Here is a 14,898-nt window from a genome sequence, read left to right as displayed (position 1 = left end):
GCCATGACCGAAACAACACACAGCGCAGCCGAGGCGCCGACCGAAACCCTCTTTGCCAATTCCGACTTCGCGGATCTGCTGCAAAAGGAATTCCGCCCCAAATCCGATCAGGCGCGCACCGCCGTCGAAAGCGCCGTGCGCACGCTGGCCGAACAGGTGCTGGCCAATGAAACGCTGGTCTCGGACGATGCGTTGCGCTCGATCGAAGCGATTGTCGCCGAGATCGACGCCAAGCTGACCGAGCAGGTGAACCAGATCATCCATCATGCCGATTATCAGCAACTGGAAAGCGCTTGGCGCGGGCTGCATTTCCTGGTGAACAACTCGGAAACCGACGAGATGCTGAAGATCCGGGTCATGGACATCTCGAAAAAGGATCTGTCCAAGACGCTGCGCAAATACAAGGGCACCGCCTGGGATCAGTCCCCGCTGTTCAAGAAGCTTTATGAAGAGGAATACGGCCAGTTCGGCGGCGAGCCCTATGGCTGCCTGATCGGGGATTACCATTTCGATCACAGCCCCAAGGATGTCGAGATTCTGGGCGAAATGTCCAAGATCGCCGCCGCCGCCCACGCGCCCTTTCTGACCGGCGCGGACCCGGCCCTGATGCAGATGGACGGCTGGGACGAACTGGCCAATCCGCGCGATCTGACCAAGATTTTCCAAACCCCCGAATATGCCGCCTGGCGGTCCCTGCGTGAAAGCGAAGACGCCCGTTATCTGGGTCTGGCCATGCCGCGTTTTCTGGGCCGGCACCCCTATGGGGCCAAAACCGACCCGGTGGAAGAATTCGCCTTCGAAGAAGACACCAGCGACACCAATTCCGATCAATACTGCTGGATCAACGCGGCCTATGCCATGGCGCGCAACATCAATCGCTCGTTTAGCGAATATGGCTGGTGCAGCCGCATCCGGGGCGTGGAATCGGGCGGCACGGTGGACAATCTGCCGACCCACACCTTCCCCTCGGACGATGGCGGGGTGGACATGAAATGCCCCACCGAGATCGCCATTTCGGACCGGCGCGAGTCAGAGCTGGCCAAAAACGGGCTGATGCCGCTGATCCACCGCAAAAACACCGATACAGCGGCCTTTATCGGCGCGCAGTCGCTGCAAAAGCCGGTGCAATATGACGATCCGGACGCAACCGCCAATGCCAATCTCTCGGCGCGGCTGCCCTATCTTTTCGCCACCTGCCGCTTTGCGCATTACCTGAAATGTATCGTGCGCGACAAGGTTGGCTCGTTCTCGGACCGCGAGTCGATGCAGGAATGGCTACAGGACTGGATCAGCAACTACGTTGATTTCAACGAAGAAAATTCTTCGGACGAGGTGAAGGCGCGCAAACCGCTCGCTTCGGCCGAAGTGGTGGTCGAAGAGGTCGAAGGCAATCCGGGCTACTACAGCTCCAAGTTCTTCCTGCGGCCGCATTACCAGCTTGAAGGGCTCTCGGTCTCTTTGCGGCTGGTGTCCAAACTGCCCTCGCAGACCGAATAACCCCCTAACTTTTCCGTCCCGGCGGGGCGACGACCTGATGAAAGGAACATCCAATGGCCTTTGACGCATATCTTTATTTCCCCGGTTCCAAACTGGTCAGAGGGGAGGTGCTGGACAGCGAAATGAATGCAAAATTCGCCTTTAAACTCAACAGCTTCGACTTTGGCGCAGAGAAACCCACAAGCATCGGCACCGGCACCGGCGGCGGCGGGTCGGGCAGCACCAGCTTTAACGATTTCACCTTTGAAAAGCACACGGACACTGCCTCGAACGGTCTGTTCAACGCGCTGTGCACCGGCCACCATTTCAAGGACGCAGTTCTGGAGCTGCGCCGCTCGGGCGGGTCGAAATCCAAATCGGGCAAGACGTTTTTCCGCATCAGTTTCAAGCTGGTGATCGTCTCTGGCATGACTTGGAACGGCACGGAAGGTGATGAAATGCTGACCGAAAACCTGACCATCAAATATGGCGCAATCAAAACCGAGTACTGGATTCAGACCATCGAAGGCACGATGAAGAAACCTCAATCCGGGGCCGAGGCGATGTGGAGCCAGCAGCTGAACGAGGCTGTCTTCTCGGTCAAGGAAGCCCGCTAAGGGCCGCCCCTGTCTGCGGATGCCCTGCCCTGCGCGCGGCATCCGCCCCCCTTTCCCATCACGAGGCCCGGAACATGACCGCCGAAGACATGCTGAAATCAGGCGATCCCCATGGCGCGCTGGATGCGCTTCGGGACCAGGTGCGCGCCAATCCGGCGGATGCAAAGCTGCGTGTCTTTCTGTTTCAGCTGCTCTGCGTGACCTGCGACTGGCCCCGTGCCGTTCAACAGCTTAAAACCGCCGCAACCCTTGATCCGGCGGCCCAGACGATGGCGCAAATGTACCGCGAGGCGATCGTCGCCGAGGTGTACCGCAACCGCGTCTTTACCGGCAAGGCCACCCCCGGTTTTCGAGGGGATCCGCCAGGCTGGCTGGCCGATCTGGCCCGCGCTCTGACGATGGACATCGCAGGCGATGCGGGGGCGGGGCCCCTGCGCTCTGCCGCGCTGGATCAGGCCCCCGCCACGCCCGGCACGCTGAACGGCGCGCCCTTTGACTGGCTGGCCGACGCCGATACGCGGCTGGGCCCGGTGCTTGAGATCATCCTGAACGGCGCCTATGTCTGGCTGCCCTTTTCCGACATCGCCCGGATCACCATCGACGCGCCCAGCGATCTGCGCGACATGGTTTGGACGCCTGCCACCCTGACCTTGGCCGATGGCACCGACATGATCGGGCTGATCCCCACCCGCTATCCCGGCGCGGCGTTAGAGGGGCCTCATGCGCTGGCCCGTGCCACGGACTGGAGCAAAACCGGAACCGGGCTGGGTCAGCGGATGTTTGTGACGCAAAACGCCGATATCCCGCTTCTTGATGTGCGCGAGATCACGCTCGCGACGCCGGCCGGTCACGATGGCTGATCGCGCCCTTCTTGAACGGTTGCAGCCCTCGCTGCTGGACCGGCTGACCGATGACGCCCCCGAGCACAGCTCTGAGACCGGCGCCGCCTGGATCATTGATGTCACCCGGCTGCGCGAAATCATCCAGCGCGATCTGCACTGGCTGCTGAACACCACCAATTTCGGCACAGATCTGAGCCCAGAAAACCACCCCCAGGCGGCCGGATCGGTGATTAATTTCGGTATTTCCGATGTGTCGGGCAGTGTCGCCACCAATGCCCGCGCCGCCGAAATCCGCGCCGCCATCCGCACCGCAATCGAGCGGTTCGAGCCCCGGCTTCTACCCGGTAGCCTTGAGGTATCCCTGCGGGAAGACGGCGATGCGCGCGGGGCGCTTGTCTCTTTCGATATCCGGGCCGAACTATGGGCGGAACCCGTGCCGCTTGATCTGTATCTGCGCACCCAGCTGGACGTGACCACCGGCCAGGTCACCGTACAAAAGCAGGGCTGACCCGATGGATACGCGGCTTCTGAAACACTATGAGCAGGAACTTGGCTTCATCCGCGAGATGGGCGATGAATTCGCTGCGGCCTATCCTAAGATCGCCGGCCGGCTTGGCATGGGCAGCCTGGAGGTCATGGACCCCTATGTCGAACGGCTGATGGAGGGGTTCGCCTTTATGGCCGCGCGAGTGCAGCTGGAATTATCCCTGCAATATCCAAATCTTACCCAGAATATGCTGGAAATCGTCTATCCGCATTTTCTGGCCCCCGTTCCGTCCATGACAATCGCCCGGATGGAGCCCGACGCCGGTCAGGGCAACCTTGCCGCCGGGGTGACCATCCCGCGTGGCACCCAGCTGCGCGGGCAGGTACGCGGGGGCGCGCAGACTGCCTGTATCTACACGACCGGGCAGGATCTGACGCTCTGGCCGCTTCGCGTTACCGAGGCCGAATATATCGACGCGCGCGGCGATCTGGTTGCAGCGGGCATCGGCCGCCATTCCCCGGCCAGGGCCGCGCTGCGGCTGCGCTTGCACCGCACCGACGGTGCCCCGATCTCCGAGCTGCCGCTGGACCGTCTGCGGCTCTTTCTGGGGGGCAGCGCGGCCCTGCCCTGGCAGCTATACGAGGCGCTTCTGGGGCGCGGGATCGGGTTGGCCGGGCGCTCGACCGATCGGCGCGACGATTGGCTGGAATATCTGGGCGCAGGCATCGAGCCCGTGGGCTTTGGCCCCGATGAGGCGCTTTTGCCGACGCCCGGTGCCTCGTTTGAGGGCTACCGGCTGTTGCAAGAATATTTCGCACTGCCGCAGCGGTTCTTTTTCGTCGATCTGCTGGGGCTTGGCCCCGCGCTTAGCCGGTGCAGCGGCCAGGATCTGGACCTCTATATCCTGATGGAAAGCGGAAATCCCGCGCTTGCCGCCATCACCCCCGACCATTTCGAACTGCACGCAGTTCCGGCGATCAACCTGTTTCGCAAACGCTGCGACCGGGTGCATGTGAATGCCGCCGATGTCGAGCAGGCGGTGATCGTGGATCGAACCGCCCCGCTGGACTTCGAGATTTTCCAGATCGAAAGCGTCACCGGAATTGGTGCCGATGCCCGCGATGATCAACCCATTCGGCCGTTTTTCAGCCCCAGTGATATCACGCCAATGGGCGACAGCCATGCGGCCTATTATAGCCAGCGGCGGCGCTTGCGCCAGCGATCCGAGCGCCAGCAGCAGCGGGGAACGCGGACGTCCTATCTGGGCTCGGATGTGTTCCTGTCGCTGACCGACGCCCATCAGGCCCCGTTCCGTCAGGACATCCGGCAACTGGCGGTCACTGCGCTGTGCACCAATCGGGATCTGCCGATGCTCACCCCGCTTGGGGGCGGAGACACGGATTTCACCCTGCCCGAAGGCGGCCCGGTGAACGCCATCCGCGCCATTGTGCCGCCCACCCGGCCCCGCACCGCGCTGGCCGAGGGGCAGCAGGCCTGGCAGCTGATCTCGCATCTGAGCCTCAATTACCTTTCCTTGGTCGATGCCGACCGCGGCAAAGGGGCGGCAGCCCTGCGCGAACTGGTCGGCCTGTATGCGCGACTGGGCGAACCGGCGCTGGCCAAACAGGTCGAGGGGCTGGCCTCGGTCACGTCCCGGCCGATTGTGCGGCGACTGTCCGATGGGGTGCTCAGCACCGCAGTGCGCGGCCTGGAAATCCGTGTCGGCTTTGACGAAAGCTATTTCGAAGGCACCGGCTGTTACCTGTTTGGGGCCGTGCTTGAATCGTTCTTTGCCCGCTATGTGGCGCTGAATTCCTTCACCGAAACCTCGATTCATTCGACCCAGCGCGGAGATATCGCCCGATGGAAGGCCAAAAGCGGCCGCAAGGTGCTGATCTGACCCGGCTGGAGCCGCTTGTTCAGACACCCCAGGCCTATCACATCTTTCAAGCCCTGCGCCTGATCGAGGCCGCGCATCCCCAAAGCCCCAAGCTGGGCCAGTCGCGCCGCCCGTCAGAAGACCCGGTACGCCTGACACAAGCGGCCGATCTGGCCTTTCCCCCCGCCACGATCACCGGCTTCGCCCCGCAGGATCAGGACGGACCGGGGCAGCTAAGCCAGCAGATGTTCGGCCTGTTCGGACCCTCGGGCGCGCTCCCGCTGCACCTGACCGAATATGCCCGTGACCGGCAGCGTAATCACAATGACGCAACCTTTGTCGCTTTTGCCGACATGTTTCACCATCGGATGCTGTCGCTGCTGTATCGCGCCTGGGCCAGCGGCCAGCCCGCCGCCAGTTTTGACCGACCGGGCGAGGATGGGTTTGGGCAGATGATCTCGGCCTTTGCCGGTGTCGCCGGAGAGGCCTTTGAGGACCGTGACGCCATGCCGGACGTGGCCAAGCGCCATTACGCCGGGCTGCTGGCCGCCGCCCCGCGCAGCGAATCCGGGCTGTCGGCGATCCTGTCCGGCATGACCGGAGCCGAGGTTCAGATCGACAGTTTCGTTGGCTCCTGGCTGCATCTGGAACCCCATGACCGGGGCCAGCTGGGCGCCGTGACACTGGGCCAGAATGCCAATCTGGGCGAAAGATTCTGGAGCCGCGCCTCTAAATTCCGGGTGCGCATCGGCCCGATGTCGCTGGCCGATTACAAAAGCCTTCTGCCCGGCACGAAAGGCTACAAACGGCTGGCCGCGATCATCCGCAATTATGCCGGCGACACGCTGGAATGGGAGGCGAACCTGATCCTTCTGTCCAGCGAGGTGCCCCCGGCGATCCTCGGCCAGGCGGCGACGCTGGGCCGGACGGCCTGGATCGGTCAGCGCCCGCCCGGAAATGCCGACGATCTGTGCCTCAGCCCCCCACTCTCCCCTGTAATGTGAGATAAAACATGTCTGAAATCAACCGTATAGCCCTGTTTGGCAAGCTCAACTCCCGCGCGTTTCAATCCATCGAAAGCGCCACCGTCTTTTGTAAAATGCGCGGCAATCCCTATGTCGAGCTGGCCCATTACCTGCATCAGATTCTCAAGGATCAGGACAGCGATCTGCACCGGATCATCCGGTTTTTCGATCTGGACGCCGGGCGCATCGCCACCCAATTGCAACGCGCGCTGGATGCGTTGCCGCGCGGGGCGACGGCGATCTCGGACCTGTCGCCCCATCTGGAGGAATGCGTCGAGCGCGCCTGGATTCACGCCACGCTGGGCTTTGGGGTGTCTCAGGTCCGCACCGGGCATCTGCTCTTGGGGATGCTGACCAGCGCGGGCCTGTCGCGCGTGCTGCAAGGCATTTCGCCTGAGCTGGCCGGCATTGACTCGCGCGCGCTGACCCGCAACTTCGACGATGCAGTGGCCGGATCGCCAGAGACCGGGCTGACGGCGCAGGATGGCTCGCATCTGGGCGATCCGGGCACATCGGCGGCAGCCATGGCCCCGCAAGCCGAAAGCGGCGAGGCGCTGGCGACCTTCTGCACCGACATGACCGCGCGGGCCGAAGCCGGAGAGATCGACCCGATCGTGGGCCGCGATGATGAGATCCGCCAGGTCATCGACGTGCTGACCCGCCGCCGCCAAAATAACCCGATCCTGACGGGCGAGGCCGGGGTCGGCAAGACCGCGATTGTCGAGGGTCTGGCCCTGCGGATCGCGCGCGGGGACGTGCCCCCGGCGCTGGCCCAGGCACGGCTTTTGTCGCTTGATGTGGGGCTTTTGCAGGCCGGGGCCTCGATGAAGGGCGAGTTTGAACAGCGGCTGCGGCAGGTGATCGAAGAGGTTCAGTCCAGCCCCCGCCCGATCCTGTTGTTTGTGGATGAAACACACACTCTGGTGGGCGCTGGCGGGGCCGCGGGCACCGGGGACGCTGCCAACCTACTGAAACCCGCGCTGGCACGGGGCACCCTGCGCACCATCGGCGCAACCACATGGGCTGAATATAAAAAGCACATCGAGAAAGACCCCGCCCTGACGCGCCGTTTTCAGGTGGTGCAGGTGGATGAACCGGACGAGGCCAAGGCGCTTCTGATGATGCGCGGCACGTCTAACATGCTGGAAAATCACCACAAAGTGCAGATCTTGGACGAGGCGCTCTTGGCCGCGATCCGCCTGTCTGCCCGCTATATCCCGGCGCGGCAGTTGCCCGACAAATCGGTCAGCGTGCTGGATACCGCCTGCGCCCGCGTCGGTATTTCGCTCCATGCGGTGCCCGCCCCCGTCGATGATTGCCGCCGCCGGATCGACGGGATCACCACGGAACTAGAGATCATCACCCGTGATGAGACCGCCGGGGCCGACATCGGCACCCGCCGCGACACCGCAACCCAAGCCCTGACCCAGGCCCAGACCGAGCTGACCCAACTGACCGAACGCTGGGAGGCCGAGAAAGCCCTGGTCGCCCGCCTGATGGACCTGCGCGCCCAGCTACGCAGCGACGAAGAAGCCGAAAACCGCGCCGCCGCGCTGGCCGAGCTCAAAACCACCCAGGCCGAGCTGGAAACCCTGCAAGGGGAGACGCCGATGATGCTGCCCATTGTGGATGCCGCCGCTGTCGGCGCGGTTGTGGCGGATTGGACGGGCATTCCCGTCGGCCGGATGGTCAAGGACGAAATGCGCACCGTGCTGAACCTGTCGGACCACCTGTCCAAGCGGGTGATCGGCCAGGATCACGCCATGGAGATGATCGCAAAACGGGTCAAATCCTCGCGCGCGGGGCTGGATAACCCCTCGAAACCCGTTGGGGTTTTCCTGCTGGCCGGCACATCCGGCGTGGGCAAAACGGAAACCGCGCTGGCCATTGCCGAAACCCTGTATGGCGGCGAGCAGAACGTCATCACCATCAACATGTCCGAATACCAAGAGGCGCACACCGTCAGTTCGCTCAAAGGCGCGCCTCCGGGCTATGTCGGCTATGGCGAGGGCGGCGTCCTGACGGAAGCCGTGCGCCGCCGCCCCTATTCCGTGGTCCTGCTGGACGAGGTGGAAAAGGCGCACCCGGACGTGCACGAGATGTTCTTTCAGGTTTTCGATAAGGGCATGATGGAAGATGGCGAAGGGCGGATGATTGATTTCCGCAACACGCTGATCCTGCTGACCTCGAATGTCGGATCAGAGGTCATCATGGACCTGTGCGCCGATCCCGATCTGATGCCCGATCCCGATGGCATGGCCAAGGCGCTGCGCGATCCTTTATTACAGGTTTTCCCGCCCGCGTTGTTGGGGCGGATGGTGACAATCCCCTATTATCCGCTCTCGCCCGATATGATCGGCCAGATCACCCGCCTGCAACTGGACCGGATCGTCCGCCGCGTGGACGAAGCCCACGGCGTGCCCTTCACCTATTCGGATGATGTGGTGGATCTGATCGTCTCGCGCTGCCAAGAGGTCGAAAGCGGCGGGCGTATGATCGACGCGATTGTGACCAACACGATGCTGCCCGCTCTCTCGACCGAGGTGCTGACCCGCCAGATCAGCGGCACGCCCCTTGGCCGCCTGGCCGTGGATGTGACCGGGGCCGAGTTCACCTATGCCTTCGACTGACCTGCGGCGGCCCTGGCTGTGATTTTTGTCGGGCGGGGCGAACCATCTGCGCCCCGCCCGGCACTTACATCTCAAAGCCGTCTTTGCCGAGGAAGCCCAGCCCATGTCAACCAGCGGTCAGAAATTCGTCGCCCGCAACCGCGCCCCCCGCGTCCAGATCGAATATGATGTGGAGCTGTACGGCGCGGAAAAGCAAATCCAGCTTCCCTTTGTCATGGGGGTGATGGCCGATCTGGCCGGTAAATCCGATCTGCCCGTCCCGGCCGTGGCTGACCGTAAGTTCCTTGAAATCGACGTCGATAATTTTGATGCAAGGATGCGGGCCATCCAGCCCCGTGCCACCTTTGCCGTGCCCAACACCCTGACCGGGCAGGGCAATCTGCCGGTCGATCTGAGCTTTAACAGCATCGACGATTTTTCCCCCGCCGCCGTGGCCCGCAAAGTGCCCGCGCTGAAGACGCTGCTGGCGGCCCGAACCCGGCTTCAGCATCTGACCACCTATATGGATGGCAAATCGGGCACCGAAGAGCTGATCGCCCGGCTGATCGCCGATCCCGAGGCGCTCTGTGCTATGTGTGACAGCCTGCCCGCAGAAACGCCGGACCAGACAGATGCCATCCTGGCCGCGCTGAACGAAGACAAGAGCACGGCAGACAACCCGCAGGATGACCTCGATACTCTTGTTTCGCAAACTGCGGATGCAAGCGAAGATGATATGCTGGATCTTCTTGAGGAGGACAGTGACACGACCGACGCCGAGCTGGACGATTTTCCGGCAGATATGGGCGCCGACGGGGACAAACCCGCCGAAGACTCCGATCCTTTCGGCATTCTGACCACGCCCCAACCCGAAGACCGCGATGCGCCGCAAAAGAAATTCCGCATCGCCATTCTTGGCGATTTCACTGGCCGCGCCGCGCGGGGGGCGCTTGAAACCGGGGACGCTCTTGCCGCCCGTAAACCGATCAAATTCGATGTCGATACGATTGACGATGTGATTGCCCGTTTCGCCACCACTCTGGTTTTGCCCATTGGCAGGGATGGCGCCGGGATCGAGGTGCCGCTACGGACGCTGGATGATCTGCACCCGGATGAGCTCTATGAAAACGTGTCGCTTTTTGAAGAACTGGCCGCCCTGCGTCAGCGGGTGGCCAGGGGGGATGGCGCCCAGGCCATCGCCGAGCTGCAAGACTGGGCCGAGGCGTTCGGCGATCTTAACCTGACCCCGAAACCCCGCGCACGGGGGGCCACCGTGCCCGCCGACCGCAGGCTGTCCGACTTTGGCGCCCTGATCGGGGATATGACCGGCAACTTGCGCAGTGCCTCGCCCGCGCAGGCGCTGATCGGGCGCATTGTCGGCCCCTTCGTTCAGACCGCGCCGGACCCCGCGCAGCCGGCCATGCTGGCCGCTGTGGATGCCGCGATCTCGGGCGCGATGAGCGCAATCCTGCACCATCCGGATTTTCAGGCGCTGGAAAGCACCTGGCGCGCGCTTGACCTTATGGCGCGCCGGATTCCCACCGGGGCGGCGCTGGATATCGTGCTGTATGACGTCTCGGCCGAAGAATGGGCCGCCGATCTGTCAGCGCAGGAAGATCTGGGCGAATCCGGCCTGTTCCGGCTGCTGGCCGAAGAGCCCCGTCTTGACGCCGCGCAGGGGCCTCTTTCGGCGGTGTTCGGCCTGTATACGCTGGAAGAAACCCCGCCCCATGCGCAGCTGATGGCCCGAATGGCCAAGATCTGCAACTGGATGAACGCTCCGTTCCTGGCGGCGATCTCGCCGAAATTTCTGGAGGTGCCAAAGCACGAGCGCAACCCGCTGGTGGCCCAGGCCTGGGATGCGCTGCGCGCCCTGCCCGAGGCATCCTTTGTCGGCCTGGCCGCACCCCGTTTCCTGCTGCGGCTGCCCTATGGGACCAAGACCGACCCGGTAGAGCCCTTCGATTACGAGGAATTCACCCTGCGCGAGGGGCTGAAAGGAATGCTATGGGCCAACCCGGTTGTGCTGAGCGCGATTCTGATGGCCGAAACGGCAACCCAAGGCGGCAAAGACATGCAGCTGGGCACAGTCATGAGCGCCGGCGACATGCCCTTTCATTATATGACCGATCAATATGGCGATCAGATTGCCCTGCCCTGCACCGAGCGGCTGCTGACCACCCGGACGATGGCCGAGGTCGTGGCGCGGGGGTATATCCCGCTGCTCTCGATCAAGGGCCGTAACGAGGTGCGACAAGGCTCGTTTCAGGGGCTTGGGCCGGGGATGCTGGCCGGGCCCTGGGGGCAGGCCCAGAATGAAACCGCCCAGCCCCATACCACGGATGCCGCGATCGACGGGACACTCACCCCCACGGCCCCAAGCAGTGACACGGGGACGGACGATCCGGCAGACGACCCCGAAAACGAGGATCTGGACGGGTTCGGGGATCTGGACTTCGATCTGGACGATGATGACGGCGGTGACGCCCTTGGCCTCGATCCCGAGAGCGCCGAGGATGAAGATGACCTCGACGCGCTCTTGGCCGGATTTGGCGATGACGAGGATGGCACCGGCGACGACTTGGATGAAGACATGGACGAAGACCTGGCCGCACTGCTGGAGGGCCTGTGATGGACCGCATCGACACAGACACCATCGTGCTGGCGGCCTGCGCTGACCAAGGCGCCTGGCTGCTGGAGGGCGAGGATCACATCAACGCCCTGCTTCAAGGGCAGGGCGGCTATCCGGTGCCGGTCAGGCGTATCCGCTTTGCCGATGCCGAGGCGCTGGCCGAATATCTTCTGCCCCGCGGGCAGGACATCTCGGCGCTGTGGACAATCCACGGCAATGTCCTTGCCCGGCTGCAACAGGCCGGCGAATTGCACGATCTGACGCCGCCAGAAACAAAGGCCTGACGATGGCAAACGAAAACTTTCTGGAAAACCGCAACGCCAACCTTATATTACCAAACAAAATCAAAGGCTTCCTTGTCCGAGCGCGGATTGACGAAGCGCTTAGCTCGATCCCTGAAACAATCGTCGAATTCGTCAGCTCGGATCTTGATCTGGACCTTGGCAAACTGGTGGGGGAACGTCTGCGAATCGAACTGGATGCGCCCAAGAAGAAAACACGCTATTTCCAGGGGCGCTGCGTCTCGGCCGAATATCTGGACAGTTTTGACGGCCAGGCCTATTTCCGCGCGCATCTGCGCCCATGGCTTTGGTTCCTGACCCAAACCAGCAACTGCCGAATTTTTCAGGATAAAACCGTCATCGACATCCTGCGCGACGTCTTTGGAGAACACGGGTTTTCCGACTGGCAGGACAAAACCAAGAAAAGCTTCGCCAAACGGCCCTATTGCGTTCAGTATCGCGAATCCGATTTCGATTTCGTCTCGCGGCTGATGGAGGAAGAGGGGATTTACTATTTCCACAGCTGCGACAAAACCAAGGAAACCCTGATCCTTGCCGATGATGTCAGCAGCCACCGCCCCCTGACCGATCAGGCCGAGGTGGAATTCCATGGCAGGACCGAAAAATTTCGCTTTGAGGCGGATCATTTTTTCGAATGGCGCGGGATCGAGGCGATCCAGCCGGGCAAAGTCACGCTGTCGGATTTCGATTTCGAAAAGCCCAAGACCGACCTGCAAACCGTCAAATCACTGCCCAAGGGGCGGCACCCCTATACCAAGCTTGAAATCTACGATTATCCGGGCCGCCACACGGACGTGAAAACCGGCGAACACCACGCACGCGTCCGTATCGAAGCCCACGCCGCGCAGGCCACGCGGGCCCGTGCGGTGGGCAATCTGCGGCAGATGGTTGTCGGTGGGCGGTTCAAGCTGAAGGAACACCCCCGCAAGGCCGAAAACACCGATTACATCGTGGTCTCGGCCCGCCATGAAATCCAATCGGACAGCAATAATGGGATCAACGAGGTGGTGTCCTCGATCCTGGGGCCGATGCTGGATTTCGACAGCGCCAGCAGCCCCGACATCTATCGCTGCATCGTCGAGGTACAGCCCGCCCGCGAACCATACCGCGCCCCGCACCGCACCCCGCGGCCCGAAAGCCCAGGAATGCAGACCGCGCTGGTGGTCGGCAAAAAGGGCGAGGAAGTCTGGACCGACAAACACGGCCGGGTGAAGATCCAGTTCCATTGGGACCGGGACGGCAAAAAGGATGAAACGGCCTCGTGCTGGGTGCGCTGTGCGGTGCCCTGGTCAGGCAAGGGCTGGGGCATGATGGCCGTGCCCCGGATCGGGCAGGAAGTCGTCGTTCAGTTCGAAGACGGCGATCCCGATCGCCCTTTGATCACCGGAATGCTGTATAATGGGGACACGAAATTCCCCTATGACCTGCCCAAGAACGCGACGCAATTCGCGCTGAAAACCAACAGCTCGAAAAAGGGCGGCGGCTTTTCCGAACTGGTGTTCGAAGACAAAAAAGACGCCGAGTTCGTCCGGTTGCAGTCGGAACGGGACTTCAGGCAGATCGTCAAGAACAACGCCGAAATTGAGATCGGCCTTGGCCACAAGGACAAGGGTTTTTTCAAACAGACAATCCACGGCGACAAAACCGAAAAGATCGTCGAGGGCGACCACGCCTTTACCATCGCCAAGGGCAAAGAGACCTGGACCGTCGCCAAGGACCGCGACACCAAGATCGGCGGCAGCGACAGCCTGAAGGTGGACAAAAACGGCAAGATCGACATCGGCGCCGCGCTGGAAATCTCGGCCAAGACCAAGATCACCCTGAAATGCGGCGCCTCCAAAATCGAGATGACACCCACCGGGATCACGCTGTCCTCGCCCAAGCTGGACATGTCGGCCACCGGCATGGCCAAGCTGAACGCCAAGGGCCAGCTTATGCTAGAGGGCAAGGGCATGGCCAAACTGAAGGGCGGCGGAATGCTGACCGTCGAGGGCGGCGGGATGACTCAGGTGAAATCCAAGGGCTTGCTGATCGTGAAGGGCAGCCTGACCATGATTAACTAAAGGCCGGCCCATGCAAATCGACGCGCAGTTTAACGATCTTCGAAAGCTTCCCGATTACCCCGCCGCCCGGTTTCTGACCCAAGGCAAGGTCACGCTGCAAACACCGCCGGACCTGCCCGCCGGGGCCAGTGCCGCTGAGATGTTACAGGCGCTCTGGGACCAGAAGGCACTGATGGATATGCTTCAGGTTCTGGCTCATGCGCTCCCCCCGCGCGAGGCAACCTGGTGGGCGTGCCTGACAGCCCGCGATCTTGGGCAGGGCAACACCAGCGCCGTTCACGCCGCCGAGGCCTGGGTGCGTCAGCCGGGGCCACAGACCCGGAGCGCCGCCCGCGCGACCTATGATACCGCCCCCGATGACGATGACACGGTGTTTTGCGCCATGGCCGCCAGCTTTGCCGATGGCACCATGGGGCCCGGTGAATATGACGATTACGACGCGCCCCCCGGCGCGGTGGGCGCAGCGGTTTTCGGTCTGCTGCTGATCACGCTCTTTGCCGAAGACAGCACGCCCGAGGAACGCGGCCCGCTGCTTCTGGCGCGGGGGCTGGATATTGCACGGGGCGGAAATGGCCAAATCGCAACAGACGCATGAACCCAAAACCGGCAAAGCGGCACTAACAGAAGAACCCGCCCGATAAAGGGCTCTGTTATCGCCACAAGAGAGGCCCGCCATGCCCATGCCCGCCGCCCGCGTTGCAGACAATCACGTCAGCCCGATGGTCGTGGGTGTGGTGCCCTGCGTGGGCGGGCCGGTGGTGACGCCAGTGCCCACGGTGCTGATCGGCAAAATGCCAGCCACCACAGCCACGGCAATGGCCGTCTGCATCGGCCCGCCCGATGTGGTGGTAAAGGGCTCGATGACATGCCTGACGGGGCGCAAGCCGCAAGCCCGCGCACTGGATAGCTGCGCGCAGGGCGGGATGATCGTCATGGGATGCCCAACCGTTCTGGTCGGAGGATAAG

Annotated in this window: 12 protein-coding genes; all 12 read left to right on the top strand. The window is 62.6% G+C overall.

Annotated elements, in window-relative coordinates:
• Positions 1–3: 3 nt before the first annotated feature.
• The gene (gene tssC, locus ACP15O_RS13850; protein WP_425096703.1) at positions 4–1,497 is read left to right on the top strand and encodes a type VI secretion system contractile sheath large subunit; all 1,494 of its coding nucleotides are present in this window, start codon (positions 4–6) and stop codon (positions 1,495–1,497) included.
• A 53-nt stretch (positions 1,498–1,550) separates the two neighbouring features.
• Positions 1,551–2,093, top strand: coding sequence for an Hcp family type VI secretion system effector (locus ACP15O_RS13845; protein WP_425096702.1), 543 nt, complete (start codon positions 1,551–1,553; stop codon positions 2,091–2,093).
• A 74-nt stretch (positions 2,094–2,167) separates the two neighbouring features.
• A complete protein-coding gene (locus ACP15O_RS13840) occupies positions 2,168–2,953 on the top strand; it encodes a type VI secretion system accessory protein TagJ (protein WP_425096701.1) in 786 nt (261 codons plus the stop codon).
• Positions 2,946–3,443 (top strand): type VI secretion system baseplate subunit TssE, encoded by a 498-nt coding sequence (gene tssE / locus ACP15O_RS13835; protein WP_425096700.1) that lies wholly within the window; start codon positions 2,946–2,948, stop codon positions 3,441–3,443. Before ACP15O_RS13840 ends, tssE begins: the two co-directional genes overlap by 8 nt.
• A 4-nt stretch (positions 3,444–3,447) precedes the next feature.
• Positions 3,448–5,322 carry a type VI secretion system baseplate subunit TssF gene (tssF, locus tag ACP15O_RS13830; RefSeq protein ID WP_425096699.1) on the top strand — a complete coding sequence of 625 codons (1,875 nt, stop codon included), beginning with the start codon at positions 3,448–3,450 and terminating at the stop codon, positions 5,320–5,322.
• Positions 5,286–6,305 (top strand): type VI secretion system baseplate subunit TssG, encoded by a 1,020-nt coding sequence (tssG, locus tag ACP15O_RS13825; RefSeq protein ID WP_425096698.1) that lies wholly within the window; start codon positions 5,286–5,288, stop codon positions 6,303–6,305. Before tssF ends, tssG begins: the two co-directional genes overlap by 37 nt.
• An 8-nt stretch (positions 6,306–6,313) precedes the next feature.
• Positions 6,314–8,956 (top strand): type VI secretion system ATPase TssH, encoded by a 2,643-nt coding sequence (gene tssH, locus ACP15O_RS13820; RefSeq protein ID WP_425096697.1) that lies wholly within the window; start codon positions 6,314–6,316, stop codon positions 8,954–8,956.
• A 103-nt stretch (positions 8,957–9,059) separates the two neighbouring features.
• Complete coding sequence (gene tssB / locus ACP15O_RS13810) at positions 9,060–11,567, top strand: type VI secretion system contractile sheath small subunit (protein ID WP_446033524.1); 2,508 nt, start codon at positions 9,060–9,062, stop codon at positions 11,565–11,567.
• Complete coding sequence (locus ACP15O_RS13805; RefSeq protein WP_425096696.1) at positions 11,567–11,851, top strand: hypothetical protein; 285 nt, start codon at positions 11,567–11,569, stop codon at positions 11,849–11,851. The genes tssB and ACP15O_RS13805 overlap by 1 nt, the downstream gene beginning before the upstream one ends.
• 2 nt (positions 11,852–11,853) lie before the next feature.
• The gene (locus ACP15O_RS13800; protein ID WP_425096695.1) at positions 11,854–13,932 is read left to right on the top strand and encodes a type VI secretion system Vgr family protein; all 2,079 of its coding nucleotides are present in this window, start codon (positions 11,854–11,856) and stop codon (positions 13,930–13,932) included.
• A gap of 10 nt (positions 13,933–13,942) precedes the next feature.
• The gene (locus tag ACP15O_RS13795; protein ID WP_425096694.1) at positions 13,943–14,527 is read left to right on the top strand and encodes a DUF6931 family protein; all 585 of its coding nucleotides are present in this window, start codon (positions 13,943–13,945) and stop codon (positions 14,525–14,527) included.
• Between the two features lie 79 nt (positions 14,528–14,606).
• Positions 14,607–14,897 carry a PAAR domain-containing protein gene (locus ACP15O_RS13790; protein WP_425096693.1) on the top strand — a complete coding sequence of 97 codons (291 nt, stop codon included), beginning with the start codon at positions 14,607–14,609 and terminating at the stop codon, positions 14,895–14,897.
• Position 14,898: the final 1 nt, after the last annotated feature.

Source organism: Youngimonas ophiurae (nom. illeg.), assembly GCF_049803795.1.
Lineage (GTDB): Bacteria > Pseudomonadota > Alphaproteobacteria > Rhodobacterales > Rhodobacteraceae > Thalassobius.
This window is presented reverse-complemented; position numbering and strand designations above follow the sequence as displayed.